At 63.5% G+C, this 17,984-nt stretch carries 15 protein-coding genes; 10 read left to right on the top strand and 5 right to left on the bottom strand.

Going from position 1 to position 17,984, the window contains the following annotated elements; genetic code table 11:
• Nucleotides 1–196 precede the first annotated feature (196 nt).
• A complete protein-coding gene (gene acs, locus ABEL04_RS13660) occupies nucleotides 197–2,188 on the top strand; it encodes an acetate--CoA ligase (protein WP_375802949.1) in 1,992 nt (663 codons plus the stop codon).
• A gap of 40 nt (nucleotides 2,189–2,228) precedes the next feature.
• On the opposite strand, the gene ABEL04_RS13655 is transcribed toward acs, so the two are convergent.
• Nucleotides 2,229–4,205, bottom strand: coding sequence for a penicillin acylase family protein (locus tag ABEL04_RS13655; RefSeq protein ID WP_375802948.1), 1,977 nt, complete (start codon nucleotides 4,203–4,205; stop codon nucleotides 2,229–2,231).
• Between the two features lie 54 nt (nucleotides 4,206–4,259).
• Nucleotides 4,260–5,939 (bottom strand): DNA polymerase/3'-5' exonuclease PolX, encoded by a 1,680-nt coding sequence (polX, locus tag ABEL04_RS13650; RefSeq protein WP_375802947.1) that lies wholly within the window; start codon nucleotides 5,937–5,939, stop codon nucleotides 4,260–4,262.
• A 264-nt stretch (nucleotides 5,940–6,203) separates the two neighbouring features.
• On the opposite strand from polX, the gene ABEL04_RS13645 reads away from it, so the two are divergent.
• The 8 genes from ABEL04_RS13645 (at nucleotide 6,204) to ABEL04_RS13610 (ending at nucleotide 13,147) form a co-directional block, all read left to right on the top strand.
• Nucleotides 6,204–7,898 (top strand): S41 family peptidase, encoded by a 1,695-nt coding sequence (locus ABEL04_RS13645; RefSeq protein WP_375802946.1) that lies wholly within the window; start codon nucleotides 6,204–6,206, stop codon nucleotides 7,896–7,898.
• 332 nt (nucleotides 7,899–8,230) lie between these two features.
• Nucleotides 8,231–8,977 (top strand): MotA/TolQ/ExbB proton channel family protein, encoded by a 747-nt coding sequence (locus ABEL04_RS13640; protein WP_375802945.1) that lies wholly within the window; start codon nucleotides 8,231–8,233, stop codon nucleotides 8,975–8,977.
• Between the two features lie 77 nt (nucleotides 8,978–9,054).
• Nucleotides 9,055–9,333 carry a hypothetical protein gene (locus tag ABEL04_RS13635; protein WP_375802944.1) on the top strand — a complete coding sequence of 93 codons (279 nt, stop codon included), beginning with the start codon at nucleotides 9,055–9,057 and terminating at the stop codon, nucleotides 9,331–9,333.
• 57 nt (nucleotides 9,334–9,390) lie between these two features.
• Complete coding sequence (locus ABEL04_RS13630) at nucleotides 9,391–9,999, top strand: ExbD/TolR family protein (protein ID WP_375802943.1); 609 nt, start codon at nucleotides 9,391–9,393, stop codon at nucleotides 9,997–9,999.
• 62 nt (nucleotides 10,000–10,061) lie between these two features.
• Entirely contained in the window at nucleotides 10,062–10,523 is a 462-nt protein-coding gene (locus ABEL04_RS13625; protein ID WP_375802942.1) for an ExbD/TolR family protein, read from the top strand.
• A 133-nt stretch (nucleotides 10,524–10,656) separates the two neighbouring features.
• Nucleotides 10,657–11,679 (top strand): isocitrate/isopropylmalate dehydrogenase family protein, encoded by a 1,023-nt coding sequence (locus tag ABEL04_RS13620; protein ID WP_375802941.1) that lies wholly within the window; start codon nucleotides 10,657–10,659, stop codon nucleotides 11,677–11,679.
• Nucleotides 11,680–11,701: 22 nt separating this feature from the next.
• Nucleotides 11,702–12,142, top strand: a complete 441-nt coding sequence (locus ABEL04_RS13615; protein WP_375802940.1) for a DUF4293 family protein — start codon at nucleotides 11,702–11,704, stop codon at nucleotides 12,140–12,142.
• A 24-nt stretch (nucleotides 12,143–12,166) separates the two neighbouring features.
• A complete protein-coding gene (locus ABEL04_RS13610; protein WP_375802939.1) occupies nucleotides 12,167–13,147 on the top strand; it encodes a DMT family transporter in 981 nt (326 codons plus the stop codon).
• On the opposite strand, the gene ABEL04_RS13605 is transcribed toward ABEL04_RS13610, so the two are convergent.
• Nucleotides 13,119–14,150 (bottom strand): glycosyltransferase family 2 protein, encoded by a 1,032-nt coding sequence (locus ABEL04_RS13605; protein ID WP_375802938.1) that lies wholly within the window; start codon nucleotides 14,148–14,150, stop codon nucleotides 13,119–13,121. The genes ABEL04_RS13610 and ABEL04_RS13605 overlap by 29 nt on opposite strands.
• Before the next feature lie 222 nt (nucleotides 14,151–14,372).
• Between ABEL04_RS13605 and ABEL04_RS13600 the strand changes: the two genes are divergently transcribed.
• Complete coding sequence (locus tag ABEL04_RS13600; protein ID WP_375802937.1) at nucleotides 14,373–16,340, top strand: ATP-dependent DNA helicase RecQ; 1,968 nt, start codon at nucleotides 14,373–14,375, stop codon at nucleotides 16,338–16,340.
• Nucleotides 16,341–16,343: 3 nt separating this feature from the next.
• On the opposite strand, the gene ABEL04_RS13595 is transcribed toward ABEL04_RS13600, so the two are convergent.
• A complete protein-coding gene (locus tag ABEL04_RS13595) occupies nucleotides 16,344–16,772 on the bottom strand; it encodes a DUF4296 domain-containing protein (RefSeq protein WP_375802936.1) in 429 nt (142 codons plus the stop codon).
• A complete protein-coding gene (locus ABEL04_RS13590; RefSeq protein ID WP_375802935.1) occupies nucleotides 16,772–17,926 on the bottom strand; it encodes a DUF4837 family protein in 1,155 nt (384 codons plus the stop codon). The genes ABEL04_RS13595 and ABEL04_RS13590 overlap by 1 nt, the downstream gene beginning before the upstream one ends.
• Between the last annotated feature and the right edge of the window lie 58 nt (nucleotides 17,927–17,984).

Here is a 17,984-nt window from a genome sequence, read left to right as displayed (position 1 = left end):
CTGACACTGTCGAAAAGTTGAAATTGACGCCCCGAGTCCCTAACGTGGCTCATCCATTTGGGATGCAGCCAACGGGGCGGTGTGGCCGATCGAAGCCCTTCCATCGGCCGGCGAGCGAGCAGGATCCGGAGCCCACGCCCCCCTCCCCGACTCCCCTCGAAATTCGTACCTTCTCGAAGCCACTCCCCCGTCTATCATGGCAGATCAAGACTCCACGATTGAAGCGAGGCTGTCCGCGCAAGACTACCTCCGACCGCCCCCTGCCTTCGTGGGGCAGGCCAACGTCTCGGATCCGGCGGTGTACGACCGGTTCGACGACTTCCCGGACGGCTTCGAAGAGTACGCCGAACTTCTCGACTGGAACGAGCACTGGGACGAAACCTTCGACGGATCGAATCCGCCCTTTTTCGAGTGGTTCGTGGGCGGGGAGCTCAACGCCTGTGCCAACTGTGTGGACCGTCATCTCGACGAGCGTCCCAACCAAGCCGCGCTGATCTGGGAGGCGGAGGACGGCGCCCGGCGCACCCTCACGTACCAGGACCTCTACCGGGAGGTCAACAGGATGGCTGCGTCGCTTCGAGATGTGGGGGTCCGGGAGGACGACGTGGTCACACTGCACCTCCCCATGGTGCCGGCCCTCCCCATCACGATGCTTGCCTGTGCCCGCATCGGCGCGCCTCACTCGGTGGTTTTCGGCGGCTTCTCCGCCAGCGCGCTTGCCCAGCGGGCCGACGACGCCGACTCGGACGTGATCGTGACCATCGATGGGTACTACCGGCGGGGCGATTTCCTCCACCATAAGGAGAAGGCCGACACGGCGGTCGAGGAGGCCGACACCGACATCGACACCGTTCTGGTCTGGGAGCGGCACGAAGGGACACTGCATCCCGACGCCGACATCGAAGAGGGCCGCGACGTACTCGTCTCTGAGCTCCTGGCCGAGAACGAGCGCGCCCGGGTCGAGCCGGTCTCGCGGGACGCCGAGGACATCCTGTTTCTCATGTATACCTCCGGCACCACGGGCCAGCCCAAGGGCGCTCAGCACCGGACCGGCGGGTACCTGAGTTACGTGGCCGGCACCTCCAAGTACGTGCTCGATATCAAGCCCGAGGATACCTACTGGTGCGCCGCCGACATTGGGTGGATCACTGGGCACTCGTACATCGTCTACGGCCCGCTCGCGCTGGGGACGACGAGCGTAATGCGGGAGGGGGCGCCCGACCATCCCCACAAAGGAGTCACTTGGGAGATTTCCGAGCGCCACGACGTGGACATCTTCCACACCTCCCCCACGGCCGTCCGGATGTACATGAAGTGGGGCAGTGAGCACCCTGCCGAATACGACTTCGACTTTCGCCACATGACGACCGTCGGCGAGCCGATTCAGCCCGAGGCCTGGCTCTGGTACTACACGCACATCGGGGGGGAGGACGCCGTGATCGTCGACACGTGGTGGCAGACCGAAACAGGGGGGCACCTCATCACCAACCTGCCCGCCCTTCAGGACATGAAGCCCGGATCGGCAGGGAACCCGTGCCCCGGCATCCAGCCGGCCATCTACGACGACAACGGCAACGCCCTAGAGCCTGCGACCGGACGGGCCGGTAATCTCGTGATCGAGCGACCCTGGCCCGGCATGCTCCAGACCGTCTACGGTGACGACCAGCGCTTCATCAATGAGTACTGGCGTCGCTTTTCCGACGTCGACTCCGACGACTGGCACGACTGGGTCTACGAGGCCGGCGATGGGGCCGTCCACGAGGACGATGGCTACTTCCGCATCCTGGGTCGGCTCGACGACGTGATGAACGTGGCCGGCCACCGCCTCGGCACCATGGAGCTCGAATCGGCCGTTGCGGAGGTGGGAGAGGTCGCCGAGGCCGCGGTCGCGGCGCGAGAAGATGCCGAAAAGGGCAACGTCCCCGATGTCTACGTCACGCCCCGAGGAGGCGTTGAGCCGTCTGACGAGATTCGCCAGAACATCGTCGACGCCATCGAGAAGGAGATCGGCCCCTTTGCCCGGCCGGCGAACGTCATCTTCGTTGACGACCTCCCGAAGACGCGGTCCGGGAAAATTATGCGCCGCCTCCTCGAAAACATCTCGAACGGAGAGAACCTGGGGGACACCACCACGCTCCGCGACCCCAGCGTGCCTGAGCACATCCGCGACCAGGTGCAGGAGGCGTGACCCGTGAGGGGAAAGCGACCCCCGCGCGGCAAGCTGTGAATCACGGCTGCGCGGGCACAAGTCGGGTTGTGGCCGACTCTTCCCCCTGAGTCACAGAAACAGGAGCTGGACGGTCGTCGCGAAGCCAGGACCGGGCGAGGAACGCCGAGGGATCGAACCGAAGACGGCGCACCGTGAGCGTGGGCTGTCCGCTCCGCGTCCATCCTTCCCACTGCGCAGGCGCCGGGCCAAGCGGCGCAGACGTTGTTAGCGACGGTCCCCCAGCGAGCGCAGAGCTGTGTCCCCGGCCAGGACGTCTGAGGGGCGAGAACCGAGTTGTGCTCAGGGGCCGGAGGTCCGCCGAGACAATGCTGTCGGCCGACCACCCCAGAAAGTGGCGACGGTCCGAGGCAATCCGTTCCCATCGCCATTGTCGCACGTCAGTCCCGTACCGGGCCGCAAGGGTGTCTACGGCCCGCTGGAAGGCCCGCCGGCTCCGGAGAGTGGCAAAGTAGGAAGGATCCGATGGGGTGGGCACGTGTCCGATAGACGCCTGGTGGGCCCGCATCCACTGCTCAAAGAGGACCGCGCCGATGCTGGAAGGGGCGTACGTGTAGTTCCAGTTGCGCAGGTACGCAAGCGCATCGTCGAGGAGGGGGGCGGTGCCGGAGAGGGAAGCAAGACGGGAAAGAAGGCGGGGAAGGAGACGGGCCGCCCAGGTGCTTGAGTCACTTGCGCTCCAGCGGGCGGGTGCGAGGGGCGACCTGGCCCGGTGAGCACGAAGACTCTGGGCCTGGTACCGGACCCACGGAGAGCGACCCACGAGCACGCTGTTTGGCGTCCGTTCGACGATCGGCGGACGACCGCGCACCGCCCAGTCGCCCTCCGCGTCGAGAACCAAGCCAGTCCCCCGAAGCAGATGAAACGGCGGCGTGCTCTGCTCGCCAGCGTCGGAGGTGCTTCCCAGGTCGGCCTCCGCGAACCACCTCGGTACGTCACTGTGGGTGCCAAGGCCAGGCCAGCGGAGAACCCAGGCCGAATCGGGAGATGTTGGGGGCAGGAGCAAGCCGCCGTCGTATCGACGAACCCGTACAAGCCGCTCCCTTCCGGGACGGGGGGCGACGCGTTCGTACCGGTCGTGAACCTGGGTGCTGTCCCAGACCACGCGGTCGAGGCGTGCCGAACTGCCGAGCAGATAGGACCAAGCCCGGTGTCCGGTCGTGCCGGTGGGAAACAGGGGGGCGCCGGGCAGCGAGCTTAGCACCGTAGGATCGCGCTTGGGCCAGTGGAGGGACACTTCCTGGATGAGAGGATTGGCCGATGCTCCCAAGACATACCGTGTAAAGAGAGCCGCGCGGGTCGAGTCGGTGGTGGATTGGGCCGCCCACGCCACACTGCGGTCCCAGCCGTGTAGATGAAGCCAGCGCCGGAGGAGCCGATCTCGGGTTTGGAAGGCCTGCAGTTCGTCCGTAGGGCCTCCCGACAGGGGAAGAAAGCTGGTGCCGATCCACGCCAGCAGGCGTTCCACGGCCAGCGGATGCCAGGGAGCCCACTGGCCGGGCGTCTTCCCGAGCACGACGAAGGCCTCCTGCTGAGATACGCGATTGGACCGGAGGGCGGCGTTCAGGCCCTGAGTGTACGCCCGAAGCCGGTTCTGAGCCCGAGCAGGAAGCTGCCTGTAGGCCCGCCGGGCGTGGTGGCCAAACCCCAGTTGCCGTGCGTGACGATCTAGTGGAACCAGGCCAGGCCCGAACCAGCGCGACAGCGTACCGAGGGCAGTGCGGCGCCACACGGTAGCGACCCAGCTTCGGGTCATCCCGTGTACGTAGCCCAGTGCTGCCAGTCCATCGGTGGTGCTGGTGGCCTCGATGCGGGCGGTATTCTGGGCAGTCCATTCGATCGTGACGGAATCCGCCAGTCTCGGAATCGACTGGCGGGCCGGAAAGGAGGGCCCCGATCCGGCCATCCGTCCCCAGAGCACGGCGCCCGCCGCGAGGAACAAAGCAAGTGCAAGCCCTACGTACGAACGTCGAGACACAGAGGCTAGATGCCAAACGGGTCGGGAGCAGAGGTAGCCGGGAAGGCCGATTGGCTAGGGGCCCTCTTCGTCGAGCCACTGCGTGAAGTCTTCCAGGGACTTGGCGTTGAGACACTGGTCGGGCGTGAGCCAGCCCTTGCGGCCGACGGCCACGCCCCATCGCAGGTAGTCGATTTTCTGGGCGGCGTGGGCGTCCGGATTGATCGAAACAAGCGCGCCCTGACTCGTGGCCCGCCGGATCCATCGCCAGTCGAGATCGAGCCGGTACGGGTTCGCATTGAGTTCGAGGGCCACTCCGTGCTCGGCACACGCATCGATCACCCGCGCGTGGTCGACGGGATAGCCCTCGCGCTGGAGAAGAAGACGCCCGGTGGGGTGTCCGAGAATGCGAGTATAAGGATTCTCGACGGCACGAACGAGCCGCTGGGTGGCTTCCTCCTCCGTCATGTTGAAGCCAGTGTGGATGCTCGCCACGACGAAGTCAAAGGTGTCGAGGACGTCTGTGTCGTAGTCGAGTGACCCGTCGCGTAGGATGTCGCTCTCGATGCCGTGGAATACGCGAAACTGTGGGTCCTTCTCCGCAAAGTCTTCGTTGAGACGGTCGACCTCGGCCCGCTGGCGCTGCACCTCCTCCGGGGACAACCCCTCAGCGATACGGAGCGACTGGCTGTGGTCGCAGATGCCGAAATACGAGAAGCCCCGGTCCTGGGCGGCCTCGGCCATTTCCCGGAGCGAGTTGGATCCGTCGCTGTACGTGGAGTGGTTGTGGAGGCACCCATGCAGGTCTTCTTGGGTGAGCAGGGCAGGAGGAGAGTCCCCGGCCAGGTCGAACTCCCCCCGATCTTCTCGAAGCTCGGGGGGGATGACGGGCAGGTTCGCTTCCGCGAACACGCCTTCTTCGCGCGCATGGGGGGCGGGGGCTCCGCAGGTGTCCTCGAAGGCAGTGCAATGTGCCGGAGAGCCCGTGGTGCGCCACCACGCCGTCCCGAACTGACCGGGCGAAATCAAGTGCAGGCGCACCGGGACCCCTTCCTCGAGAGTCCCCTCGATCTGGGAGGACGAATTCCGGGCGGTCGGGTCTTTGAGACGAGCACGGGCCCAGTCCTGAACGGCATTGGGCTGTTCGGTCGCGGCGAGCACCTCAGCGTACTCCACTGTTTCCCGGTGGCGCCGGAGGGCACCGGTGAATTCCGCACGCTCCACGGCCCCCTCGGTTCGGAGATCCTGGAGAAACGGTTCCGTGGCCGCCCACGCCTCAGCGAGGCGCCACCGCTCGTTGTAGCGACGCAACTGACGCACGTTCTCCAGGATGTTCTGTTGGGTCTTCGCCCCAAAGCCATCGAGCGTCGTGACCTGGTCGTTCTTGGCGGCCTGCTCCAGGTCGTCGAGGGAGGTTACGTCGAGTTCGATCCACAGGCGGCGGGTTCGCTTCGTGCCCAGGCCCTTCACCTGCATCACGTCCATCAGGCCCGGCGGAACTGAGCTGAGCAGTTCGTCGTGGAGGTCGAACGATCCGTCCCCGGCGATCTCCGCTACGTGGTCGGCCATCGCCTCTCCGATCCCGCTCACATCTGTGAGCGTCCCGTCGCCGAGACGATCGACGGCTGAATCCTGCAGGTTCCCGAGCGACCGCGCGGCCCGTGAGAAGGCGCGGGCACGGTGCGGGTTTCCACCTGTCAGTTCGAGCAGATCGGCCGTTTCCTGGAGGACGCGGGCGATTTCACTGTTGCTCATCGGGGCAATCGGGGAAATGGACGGGCGGGGAGGGACGTGGACCGGAAACCGCCGTGTCGCTGCACGAAGGGCTGACGCAAGAGGTCACGAAGACCTCTCCCACGACGGCTCGTCTGATATCGGTCTTAGCAACAAGGGCCAGCCGAGAATTGATTCTCCAAGCCTGGAACTGAAGCTGCCGTACAGACATGGATCTCCAGCGGTGGACGATGATAAGATCTGACACGCTGGGGGTTGTCTCGAAACGATGCTCCATGTCGGTCTATGAAACGGATCCTGTCGATCGTGGCCGGGGGCACGACGCTTCTGGTCCTTGGCGCAATGCTGGGATGGGGAATCAACAGCAACCGGTCCCCCGATGCTGAGCTCAAAGCCCCCACTCAGAAGCTGACTCAGGCGTACCAGATCATCCGTGCCCGGTATGTCGAGCCCGTTTCCCCCGAAAGCCTCGCCGCACAGGCAGTTCGCGGCATCGCGGAAGGACTGGACCCCTACTCCCGCTACATCGGCCAGGAACGAATGGAACGTGTTCAGGAAACCCTGAAGGGGTCCTTCGAAGGCATCGGGATTTCGTACGAGCTCATCAGGGGACCCAGCGGGCAAGATACGATCTTTGTCTCGACGGTCGTGCCCGATGGGCCCAGCGACGAGGCGGGGCTTCTCCCTGGGGACCGGATCGTAGCAGTGGAGGGTGAATCGGCAGTCGGGTGGACCCGAGAGCGCATCCGATCTCGGCTTACAGGTCCCGAGGGGACGACTGTGAAGGTGACGGTGCGCCGCCCCCGTCGGGCGTCGCCATTTCACGTCACGATTGAGCGAGATCAGGTCCCGCTGCGAACGCTGGAGGCCGCCTACATGATGAACGACACGACCGGATACGTGCGGCTCCGTCGTTTCTCACGGACCACCCACCGGGAGCTATCACGGAGCCTGCGGCGACTCAAAAACTCGGGAATGCAACGGCTCATCCTCGATCTACGGGGGAACGCCGGGGGGCTAATGAGAGCGGCCAGAAACGTATCCGATGAATTTTTAGTAAAGGATCAAACCATCGTGTCGGCCCGGAGCGATCACACCGTGTACTCGGAGACCTGGTACGCTGAAGAAGAGGGCGCTTTTCAAGAGGGTCCCCTGGTGGTGCTCGTCGACGGGCAGTCCGCGTCTGCGAGTGAAATTGTGGCCGGTGCCCTCCAGGACCACGATCGCGCTCTAATTGTCGGCCGTCGCACCTTTGGCAAGGGACTGGTCCAGCGCCAGTTTGACTTCGACGACGGCAGTGGCCTTCGTCTGACGATTGCGCGCTTCTACACGCCCTCCGGGCGACTTCTCCAGCGGCCCTACGAAGCCGAGTTGAGCGGGACGGCGGGCCCCGATACAGGTTCCAGTCTGTCGGACGCAGGTCGGGACTCAAGCTCTATCATCCATCATACCGATGCAGGACGCATCGTGAAGGGCGGAGGAGGCATTCGCCCCGATCTCACTGTAGAACTTGATAGTACAGGGGAGAGCCGCCTCCCAATTGCCCACAATCGGGACCTCGTCCGAGCATTTTCTCGAATCTGGATCGATCCCCGGGCTGATTCGCTTCGCACCCGTTGGCAGGACCGCCCCGATGCGTTTCTGCAGCGGTATTCCCCGCCCTCCTCTGTGACCACCGCCTTTGTCCGGTATGCGAGGAGCCACGGCGCTCTGGCGACCTCGGACACATCCCCCGGCACATTCGACCCCCGCGGAAAAGCAACCGGATCCGCGAGGCACGAGCACTCCCCACCGGATCCTCTGCCCGCAGAGATGAACGTCCACCACCTCCGAACACTCGTCATGAGCTACGTGGGGCAGCGGGTCTTTGGAGCAACGATGGGAACCCGCGTGCGAAACACAATCGATCCGTTTGTGGCGGAGGCCCGAAAATCCTGGGCAAAGGCTGAAGCGTTCGCGGCCCGCTACCCGGTTGATTAGGCCGAAGGCGCTTCTACAATCCACTCTGTCGACAGTAAAGGCAACGTAAACTTCCAAAATCGACGTTCGTGCAACGTGCATCCCCTTTGACAAGGTCACCCGGGCTACCTATAATGGTTAGGTGCGAACCGGAACTCGTCCGACTCTCTTCCTCTACACATCGCGTCCCGGCACCAATCCGTGGACTTGGCCTTCAGTCGGTGTAGTTGCTCCCTTGCATCTGGGCCACCCACCACTGAGGCATTTTCCGGAGGATTTGATGTTCTCGGGTCCGGTTTGACTCCTCACCCCGATCTTCACTCCCCAACAGACACGACTGAAAACTAGCCACCATGGTGATTCTGGATAAGCTGACGGTTCAACTTCTGCTCCTGCTTCCCCAACAGTCCGGCGGAGGCGGTACCATCAACGCCCTCGTTCAACGCTTCAACGAGGGAGGGGAGTGGATGTGGCCCGTTCTCATCTGCCTCATCGTCGGCCTCGCGATTTCCTTCGAGCGTATCATCTCGCTGAACCGTGCCGACATCAACACGCAGGCATTCCTCCAGCGCGTGAAGGAGGCTCTTGATGAGGGGGGAATCCCCGCCGCCGAGGAAGAGTGCGCAAGCACGCGCGGCCCCGTTGCTTCGGTTTTCCAAGCCGGGCTGCTTCGGGCCGACGAAGGCATCGACGCCGTGGAGGAGGCCGTCGTGTCGTACGGGTCCATCGAGATGAGCTTTCTGGAGCGAGGACTCGTCTGGTTGTCACTCTTCATTAGCGTGGCGCCCATGCTCGGATTTCTTGGCACCGTGATTGGCATGATCCGCGCCTTCGACGCCATCGAGACCGCTGGGGACATATCCCCTCGTATTGTCGCCGGAGGAATCAAGGTTGCTCTGCTAACCACAGCCTTCGGCCTGATCGTTGCCGTGATCCTCCAGTTCTTCTACAACTATGCCGTGTCGAAGATTGACCGCATCGTGGCTGAGATGGAGGATGCGTCGATCGAACTGGTCGATGCGCTCGTCGCCCTGGAGCGGGGCGAGTCCGCAACCGCCGAGAAGTCGATTCCGGAAAGCGTGGGGGAGCGAGAAGAGTAACCGATGACGGGAACCCCGGAGGAGGGCTTCCCCTCCTGCTCTTCTGACATTTCCAATCAATCTACCGACGACTTCTCATGAGCCAGAATGTGATCCTCCCCATCGCCATTTGGGCGGCCATCATCCTCGCCGGATTGAGCGTCCTGGGCATGGGGATCTTTGGCATTCGAAGCCTCTACTACGGCAAGGTACAGGCACTGAGCACGGGCATCATCGCGATCCCCGGCGTCCTCATCCTCATTCTGAGAGGCGTGATGCAGACGTGGGTGCAGGCAGGGATCTATACACTTGTCGTCATGTTTGCCCTTGCGCTGGCTGGACTTCTGATTGCGGGCGTCCGCCAGCTCTTTATATAGCACCTTCGCTGCTCGGCCCAAAGTCGCTGAATCGTCCACCAGTAGCAGTACCACTCCATGCCTGAACTGTTGGAACAACGACGCGAGGACCGCGAGGAGGCGTCCATCCCAACGGCAGGAATGGCCGACATTGCCTTCCTGCTGCTTATTTTCTTCCTGGTTACGACCACTATCAAGGTTGACACAGGCATCGGGATGACGCTTCCACCGAAGCTGAAGCCGAATCAGAAACCGCCTCCGGTGAAAGATCGGAACCTGATGAAGATCTTGGTGAACGCACAGGGAGACGTGCTCATCGAGGGGGAGCAGGCCTCCATTGGTGAGATCCGGAAACGGGTGAAAAACCACGTGACCAATTTTGGCCGGAAGCCGGACCTGTCGGTGAGTCCCGACGATGCGGTCGTCTCAATCAAGACGAGCGCACAGACGCCATACGAAACATACATCGACGCTCTCGACGAGACATGGATGGCGTACCGCGAGATCTGGGACCGAATCGCGCGAACCGGACAGCTCCCGCCTCCGAAAAGCAAGAGCGTTCTGAGCAAGACCTATCCCAGCTACCGGAAATACCGAGCGAGTCTTGGGCCTGAAGACAAAAACAAGATCAGGGAAGCCCTTGGCGCTCAGATCTCGATCGCGGAGCCGGAGAGTGCTGGGGGCTAGGTGACTGATGAATCCCCCTGATTCGTCCTGACACTTTTCTTTCGGTCGCAATCTTTACACTCATGGCTTCACAAAGATTTGAACGCAGCAGCACGAGTGCGGAACCGGAATTTACCACGGCGTCACTCCCGGACATCGTCTTCATGCTGCTGATCTTCTTCATGGTAGCGACGGTTCTTCGGGAAACGAACGTGAAGGTTCGCACCAAACTTCCGCAGGCCGAGGCCCTGACCAAGCTCGACCAGAAGCGGCTGGTGACGAAGCTCTACATCGGTCCTCTCAAGAAAGGAGAAAAGAAGGGGGAAACAGCCATTCAGATCAGTGATGCCTTGATCGAAAACCGTTCGACGATCGCTCAGATCATGTACAACAAGCTGCAGGAGCAGCCGAACATGATCGTCTCCATGAAGGTGGACAAAGAGTCCGAGATGAAAGTTGTTAACCAGGTTCAACAGCAACTCCGCGAGGCCAACGCGCTCAAAATCAACTACTCCTCGAACCGCGAAGGCCCTCCCCCCTCCTAGATGCTTGCGGTCCCGATCTACTCACAAAAAAGCTCTGCTTCCCAGCAGGGCTTTTTTGTTTGGAGTCTGGGGGCGTTTCCGCCACTGATCGTCGCCGGGGCTTCACGATTCTTGAATCAGCACCCTCTTTCTTATGCCGCATCATCTTACCCTACTTCCCGGGGATGGAATTGGACCCGAAGTGACCGAAGCTGCTGTCCAAACCATTGAGGCGGCCGGTGTCGATGTCGTCTGGGACCGTCACCGTGTGATTGGGGCGACGGCGGTGGAACGAGGACGCCCGGCCCTACCGCCCGACGTCATCGACTCGATCCAGGAGCGGGGCGTGGCCCTGAAGGGACCTGTGACGACGCCGGTTGGCCAGGGCTTCACGAGCGTAAATGTGCAGCTCCGCCAGCGTCTCGACCTTTACGCGAACGTGCGTCCTGCCACCTCGCTCGAGGGGGTCGATACGCCCTTCGAGGACGTGGACCTGATCATCTTTCGGGAGAATACAGAGGGACTTTACTCGGGCATCGAGTACTTCGACGAGCGGCTCGAGATCGCCGACTCGATTGCCCGCGTGACGAAGCGGGGCGCGGAGCGAATCATCCGGTTCTGCTTCGAATATGCGAAGGCGAACGGCCGAGGGCACGTAACGCTGGCCCACAAGGCCAACATCTTGAAGAAGACGTCGGGGCTGTTTCTCGACATCGGCCGTGAAGTGGCGGCCGAATACCCCGAAATCGAGTTCGACGACCGCATTATCGACAATTTGTGCATGCAACTCGTCGTAAACCCCGACGACTACGACTGCATCGTGTCGACGAACCTGTTCGGGGATATTCTGAGCGACCTAACCGCTGGCCTCGTAGGGGGGCTGGGGGTAACACCGGGGGCCAACATTAGGGACGACATGGCGGTCTTCGAGGCGGTGCACGGGAGTGCCCCGGACATCGCCGGTCAAAACGTGGCGAATCCGACGGCCATGATTCGCACGGCGGTGATGATGCTCCGCCACATCGACGAAGACGACGCCGCGACGGCCATCGAACGGGCTCTCTTCGACATGTACCGGGAGGGAGACGTGCTTACTCAGGACGTGGGAGGCACCGCCACAACGTCCGAGTTCGCCGACGCGCTGGCCGATCGCGTCGGTGCGGAAAAAGACGCGTAACGGACCTCAAATCGCATCGCTCATGCTTCAGCGGAGACAAACACTGTACTTGCTGCTCGGCGTCCTCGCGCTGGGGGCCCTGGGACTCTTCGGCACGTTTTGGAGCGGAAGGGCGGCAACCGAGTTTGCCTGGTTCGTCCCGTCGCTGATCGGTCTCCTGGTGGTGACGATAGGAACTGCGGTCGCGGCCATTTTCATGTACGAAACCCACGAGCAGCGGAAAACCCAACGGACGGTCGTCTACGGTACTCAGGTCCTGACTCTTCTCCTGGCGGGCGTCCTGTACGGAGGACTGTATGCGGTTGGAAGGTTGACCTTCATGGGACCGACGGGTGTCCTCTGGGCCCGATCCACAGCACTCCTCCTCCCGATTCTCGGCTACGTCTTCTTTCGGCTCGCCCGCCGGAACATCGAGAAGGACGTCGAACGCGTGGAGCGGAATAGACAGGGAAGAATCCGGTAGCGGTCGCCCTCAAGGCTGAATGCGATGCCCGCCGACTGGCCTCCTCGGATCTACGTCGTCCTCACCCTCGGCGTCATCAGCTTTGCCTTTGCGCCGATCCTGGTGCGCTGGGCGGGCGACGTGCCCGGCATTGCAATCGCGGTGTGGCGGACGGTGACGGCGGCGGGGGTTCTGTTGCCCGTAGCAACGCTGCGAATCGGGCCCGAAGTCCGGGAGTTCACCCGCAGGGACGTAGGACTCATCCTCGGAGCCGGGGTGTTTCTCGGCCTCCACTTCATTGCGTGGATTGAGTCGCTTTCCCACACCACGGTGGCGAGCGCATCGGTGCTCGTCACTATCCACCCCCTCATTCTAGCGGTTCTCGGCTATCTCGTCCTCGACGAGCGCCTGCGTCGACCGACGGGGATGGCGATTGGCACTGCGGTAGGGGGGGCGACGCTCATCGGCTGGGCCGATGCCGGGACCGTGGACCTCGGTCGGGGCGCACTGCTGGGCAACTCGCTTGCCCTGAGCGGGGCTCTGCTCGTGAGTCTCTACCTGCTCATCGGGCGCGTCGTCCGGCAGAAAGTGTCCTGGCTGGCGTACGTCACGCCGCTGTACACCGCCGCGGCGCTGACGGCCCTGGTTGCGGCCGGGGTGAAGGGGGTTCCGCTACTGGGGTACTCCTGGACGTTCTACGCGCTCTGTGTGGGGCTGGCGCTTGGGCCGCAGGTGCTCGGACACGGGTCGTTCAACTACGCCCTCCACTACATTCCCGCCGCCATCGTGGGCCTCCTGGCGCTCCTCGAACCGGTCGGGGCGTCGATCCTCGCCTACATTCTGTTTGGGGAGGTGCCGCCTCCGGCGTCGATTGCGGGAATGGTTGTGGTGCTCGTCGCGGTGGCGGTTGTCATCTGGCAGCGAGAGCGCCCGTCGTCCGCGAGGGAGGCGGGCCCCTCAGCGAGCACTGTACCGGAGAGGCGAGAGAAACCGGAGGTCAGGTCTTCGTCGGAGCAGACGGGCTGAAGTTAGAGGCCGGCAGATCCTGAAAGGTCTCCCGGCCGCGCAGGAAGTAGTCGACCGGCACGAGCCCGCGGTAGGGCGGAAGCACGGGCTGCTCGGCGGGATCGGGACGCTCGGCGCGGTAGTGCCGTCGCATCCGGAAGGCATCCCGATAGGCGCGGAGCATCGCGCGCGCCTCCTGGGGGCGCCCGAGAGCGAGAACCCGGCCGAGCGCGGCAGTGTCGCAGGCCATCCGGAGGGGAAGGGTGGTCCGCCAGACCGACGGTGGCAGGTTCTTGTAGAGCATGAGCAGGCTATTCCGAAAGTTGTAGTACGTCTTTCGGGGGGATGCCTGCGGTAGGGAGGCGCCGCCGATGTGGTAGACCGTGCTCTGCGGCTCGACCCGAACCCGGTAGCCGTGCCGCCACAGCCGCCAGCACAGATCAATCTCCTCCATGTGCATTTCGAACCGTTCGTCGAGGAGGCCCACCTCGTCGAGGGCCGAGCGCCGGAGCAGGAGGGCTGCTCCGGTGGCCCAGAAAACATCGCGGGCGTCGTCGTACTGCCCGCGGTCGCGCTCCATCGTGTCGAACAGGCGACCCCGCGTGAACGGGTAGCCGGCCCGATCCAGGTATCCGCCCGCGGCCCCGGCGTACTCAAACTGGCTCCGGTCGTCGTATTGAAGCAACTTCGGCTGCACCGCCGCCACGTCGTTGTGCCGGGTCATCACGTCGACGAGGGGGCGCAGCCACCCCGGCGGCACCTCCACGTCGTTGTTCAGCAAGACGACGTACTCCCCCGATGCGTGCGGCACCGCCGCGTTGTTCCCGCGGCAGAACAGCCAGTTCTCGGGGTGCCGCACAATTTTGACCTCGGGGTACTCCCGGGCAACCCAGGCCGCCGACCCGTCGGAGGAGGCGTTGTCGGCAAAAATCACCTCGAAGTTGGAATAGTCGGTTGCCATCACCGAGGGGAGACAACGCTCAACCAGTGATCGGGCGTTCCAGGACACAATGATGATAGACACGCGGGGTGTCTCCATAGGTGGGGAACAGGAAGCCGAAAGGGAACGCCTCGGGTCCCCTCCGGCCGGTACGGAACTACATGCCGCCGGGGGGCTCCAAGGTGTATGCGAACGACACTGCAGTGCAAACATAAGAGGCGGCTGCCAGAAGTTGAACTCAGCGAGCGGTCGCACACTCCGGCCGTGCTCTTGTCTGGTGCCCCGCGTTCAGGTGGATCGTGTCCCATGACCGAGCTTTCGGCCCACACGATGGAGGAGGCGCGCCGGGCAATGCGGGAGCGGTGGGGGTTCGACGCCTTCCGCCCCGGCCAAGCGGCGATCTTGGAGGCCCTTCTCGAGGGACGCGACGTGCTGGGCGTGTTGCCGACGGGGGGCGGCAAGTCCCTCTGCTACCAGCTGCCAGCAGTACTGGCGGAGGAGGGATTTGTGCTCGTTGTCTCGCCGCTGATTGCTCTCATGCAGGATCAGGTGGAGGCGCTGAACGCCCAGGACATTGAGGCCACCTTCATCAACAGCACCCTTCCGGGGTACGAGGTCGAGCAGCGGTGGACGAATGCCGAGCACGGTCGGTACGACCTCGTGTACGTGGCCCCTGAGCGCCTGTCGATGGAGCTGTTTCAGGCCCGGGCCCAGCGGCTGGACGTCCCCCTCGTGGCCGTCGATGAAGCGCACTGTGTCAGCGAGTGGGGCCATCACTTCCGTCCCGATTACCTGGAAATCCCGGCGGCCCGCTCCCACCTCGGCGATCCCCCAACCCTGGCGGTCACAGCTACAGCCACCCCGACGGTTCGGGAGGACGTCCTTGAACTTCTAGAGATTCGGGACGCGGCAGAGGTGGTCCGCGGCTTCGACCGGCCGAACATTACGTGGTCGGTGTTCCGGACGGACAACAAGTGGAAGCGGCTTCGTGCCGTCGTCGACGCGGTGGAGGGGAGCGGCATCGTGTACGCTGCGACCCGTCGGGGGGTTGAACGGTGGCGGGAGCGCCTGACCGATCACGGCGTGGACGCGGCAGGATACCATGGAGGACTGGAGGGAGAGGTTCGAGATCGCCGCCAACAGGCCTGGGTGGAGGATGACATTCGGGTCATGGTGGCGACGAACGCATTCGGCATGGGCATCGATAAGCCTGATGTCCGCTTCGTCGTGCACGTGGATCCTCCTGCTTCGCTGGAGCGCTACTACCAGGAGGCAGGCCGGGCGGGGCGGGATGGCGAGAGGGCCCACGCGGTGCTCCTCTACCAGCCCCCCGACGCCCGCACTCAGGCCTCACTCATTGAGGCCTCTCATCCTACGGCCGCCGAGGTCCGGGAGGTGTACGATGCGGTGTGCAGCGTCGGACAGGTGCCCATCGGATCCGAACCGGAGGGCCCCCTGGTGGTGAGCCTTGAGGCCGTGCTCAAAACTACGGGCTTCTCGAAGACAAAGGTGCGAACGGCGGCCGAACTCATCGATCGGCAGGGCGGGTGGAAAATCCTCCCGCGCCGACAACACTTCGGGCTCCTCCAGTTCACGCAACCGGCCCGCGAGGTGCGCCGCTATGCCCAAAACGTAGACAATCAGGCGCTGGGCACGTTCGTGCGGACGCTCCTCCGAACCGTTCATGCTGATGCCTTCCACGAGTGGTGGCCCCTAGATCTGCGTGGGGTCGCCCGTCGCGCGGAACTGTCGAAGGACCGGCTCCGGCGCGGCCTGCGATTTCTGGAAGAGCAGGGCGTGCTGCGATGGCAACCCCCGGGGGCTGCCCTGCAGGTGGATCTCTCATTTCCACGGGCCGCAAAGCTTCCCGTCGACGACGAAGCCGTCCAGAATGCCCGGCAACGCGCCGAGACGCGCCTCGAGCACATGCTCCGATACGCACGGTCGGTGACCTGCCGGCGCCGCGTCCTGCTCACCTACTTTGGAGAGGAAAGTGAGGAGCAGTGCGAGGCGTGCGACATCTGTCTGGGCCGCCATCGCCCCGCTACGGTTACCCCGGAGAAGGAACCGGTGCTCCGTCATATTCTTGAGCAGGTCGAGGCGTCGGTCCCCCGGCGGCAGTGGTTCGAAGAGGCCCCGGGCTACCGAATCGAGGGGCTCGTCGACTGGCTCATTGAAAACGAGTACCTCACGCTCGACGATTCCCTGGAGGGAACGCTCGAGCTGACTAGGAAGGCACACCGCTGGCTCGGGCCGAAGGAGAGCGCCAACTGACGGCTATGGAAGCGGGGGGCTCTGGCGTCCACTCTGGACCAGAGAATCGGGCACGCTGCTGGGCACGCCGGGCCCCCGCTGGAGGGCCTGAAGCGTGTCGATCACCGACTGGTACAGAGCCTTGAAGGCCTCGGGGCGGCGGCTGTAGTACTGCAGGGTCGTATCGAAGGCAGCCTTTCGCACGCCGTATTGGGCCAGTACAGAGTCCCGGAGGCCTGGAGGGTACGGCGCGTCGAGGTCGCGGCGGGCAGCCGCGAGGTGTAACTCTGTAAGGAGGCGGGTGAACGTGCTGTCCGGAACAGGCTTGGGATCCGACGAGAAACGAGAGCAACCGGCCAGCAGGCAGACGCCAAGAGCGGCCACGAGAAGGCTCCAGCCTGCGCGACACGCAGACGGGGACAGAAGCCGAGACGTAGAAACAATCGTGCCCATCACTGTTCGGCGGCCACGGGGCCCTCCTCCGACTGGACCTCCTCGGCCGTGCGGAAAGTCTTAGCCATGACTTCCATCTGACGGACGAACCTCATTTTGTCGAAGTCAGGCGCAAAGACGGAGCCGTCCAGCATGTAGATGCGATCGGTGGCCTGGTCGTAAAAGGTGTAGTTAATGAACGGTCCCCCACCCCCCACCGGTCGGAATTTCCTCTCTCCCTCCACAGGGGTCACCATGTACCACAGCCCCCGTGTCCGGTATCCGTACCGCCCCAGGAACGAGGTCTGCTCGGTGTTGAGTGGACGCCGGTAGTCGATCCGGGCGAATCCCGTTACGTTCCCGCGGAAGTACTTTCGAGTCAGCGAGTCGCGAGTGGCGTAGATCCACTCGGGCGTGATGCGGTCGGGACTCGCGTTCTCGATGTAGTAGACAAAAAACTCCCGACGGGTCTTTGCCAGGCGCCGCCGGAGCCAGACGAACCCGCTGGAGGCCGTCGTCGTGTCGACGGCAATCACGAAGTCAGTCTGGAGGTTAACGGCGAATCCATGCCGTTCCATCAGGGAATCTTCGGTGGCGAACCGACGCTCTCCGTCGTACATCTCCCGCTTCAACCGTTGCAGTGTGATGTCCTTGAAGGTGCTTCGGATGTCCGGTCCCTGGTTTTGCAGAGTTTGAACAAGGGCCTTTGGGGTAGCGGCGGTCACGTAATAGACCCGCTGACTCCGACGCCACAAGTTTGGCTTGTTGACGACCGCGGTTTGACCGTTCAGGATAGCCTGCTCAGCCTTATTGGACAGGCGCCGCCGCAAGAACTTGGCCTCCTGCGTCGAGTCACTCAGGGGCGCCACGATGATGACATTCTTCAGCTTTTGAACCCGCTCGTAGACCTGTTCCGACGAGAGCTCCAGATGCTTCAGTTCGAAATAGCGCTCCGACACCGGAAGCGTGTTGACCCACGGTGCAATGTTCTCGCGCAGTGCCTCGCCCACGGCCCCGGTCCAGCGCGAGCTGTCCATGACCACAGTGAGGACGCCCTCTTTGCCGACAGCACGCGGACGAAAGTCGCCCTCACAGCCGACCAGTGTGGATAGGGGAAGCAGAAACAGAAGGAGCAGGAGCAAGGACCAGCGCGGGGAAGGGAGGCGGGCAGTCATGCTGGTGTGTAAGCGGTCGGGGGAGAGCGGGACCAGGGAGACAAGGGCCATTCGCCCG

This window comes from Salinibacter sp., from assembly GCF_042218895.1.
GTDB lineage: Bacteria > Bacteroidota > Rhodothermia > Rhodothermales > Salinibacteraceae > Salinibacter.
This window is presented reverse-complemented; position numbering and strand designations above follow the sequence as displayed.

Bases quoted from the DNA above. Each gene is read 5' to 3' on its own strand.
- acs (WP_375802949.1), top strand. From the start codon at position 197: ATGGCAGATCAAGACTCCACGATTGAAGCGAGGCTGTCCGCGCAAGAC.
- polX (WP_375802947.1), bottom strand. From the start codon at position 5,939: ATGAGCAACAGTGAAATCGCCCGCGTCCTCCAGGAAACGGCCGATCTG.
- ABEL04_RS13645 (WP_375802946.1), top strand. From the start codon at position 6,204: ATGAAACGGATCCTGTCGATCGTGGCCGGGGGCACGACGCTTCTGGTC.
- ABEL04_RS13640 (WP_375802945.1), top strand. From the start codon at position 8,231: ATGGTGATTCTGGATAAGCTGACGGTTCAACTTCTGCTCCTGCTTCCC.
- ABEL04_RS13635 (WP_375802944.1), top strand. From the start codon at position 9,055: ATGAGCCAGAATGTGATCCTCCCCATCGCCATTTGGGCGGCCATCATC.
- ABEL04_RS13630 (WP_375802943.1), top strand. From the start codon at position 9,391: ATGCCTGAACTGTTGGAACAACGACGCGAGGACCGCGAGGAGGCGTCC.
- ABEL04_RS13625 (WP_375802942.1), top strand. From the start codon at position 10,062: ATGGCTTCACAAAGATTTGAACGCAGCAGCACGAGTGCGGAACCGGAA.
- ABEL04_RS13620 (WP_375802941.1), top strand. From the start codon at position 10,657: ATGCCGCATCATCTTACCCTACTTCCCGGGGATGGAATTGGACCCGAA.
- ABEL04_RS13615 (WP_375802940.1), top strand. From the start codon at position 11,702: ATGCTTCAGCGGAGACAAACACTGTACTTGCTGCTCGGCGTCCTCGCG.
- ABEL04_RS13610 (WP_375802939.1), top strand. From the start codon at position 12,167: ATGCCCGCCGACTGGCCTCCTCGGATCTACGTCGTCCTCACCCTCGGC.
- ABEL04_RS13600 (WP_375802937.1), top strand. From the start codon at position 14,373: ATGACCGAGCTTTCGGCCCACACGATGGAGGAGGCGCGCCGGGCAATG.
- ABEL04_RS13595 (WP_375802936.1), bottom strand. From the start codon at position 16,772: ATGGGCACGATTGTTTCTACGTCTCGGCTTCTGTCCCCGTCTGCGTGT.
- ABEL04_RS13590 (WP_375802935.1), bottom strand. From the start codon at position 17,926: ATGACTGCCCGCCTCCCTTCCCCGCGCTGGTCCTTGCTCCTGCTCCTT.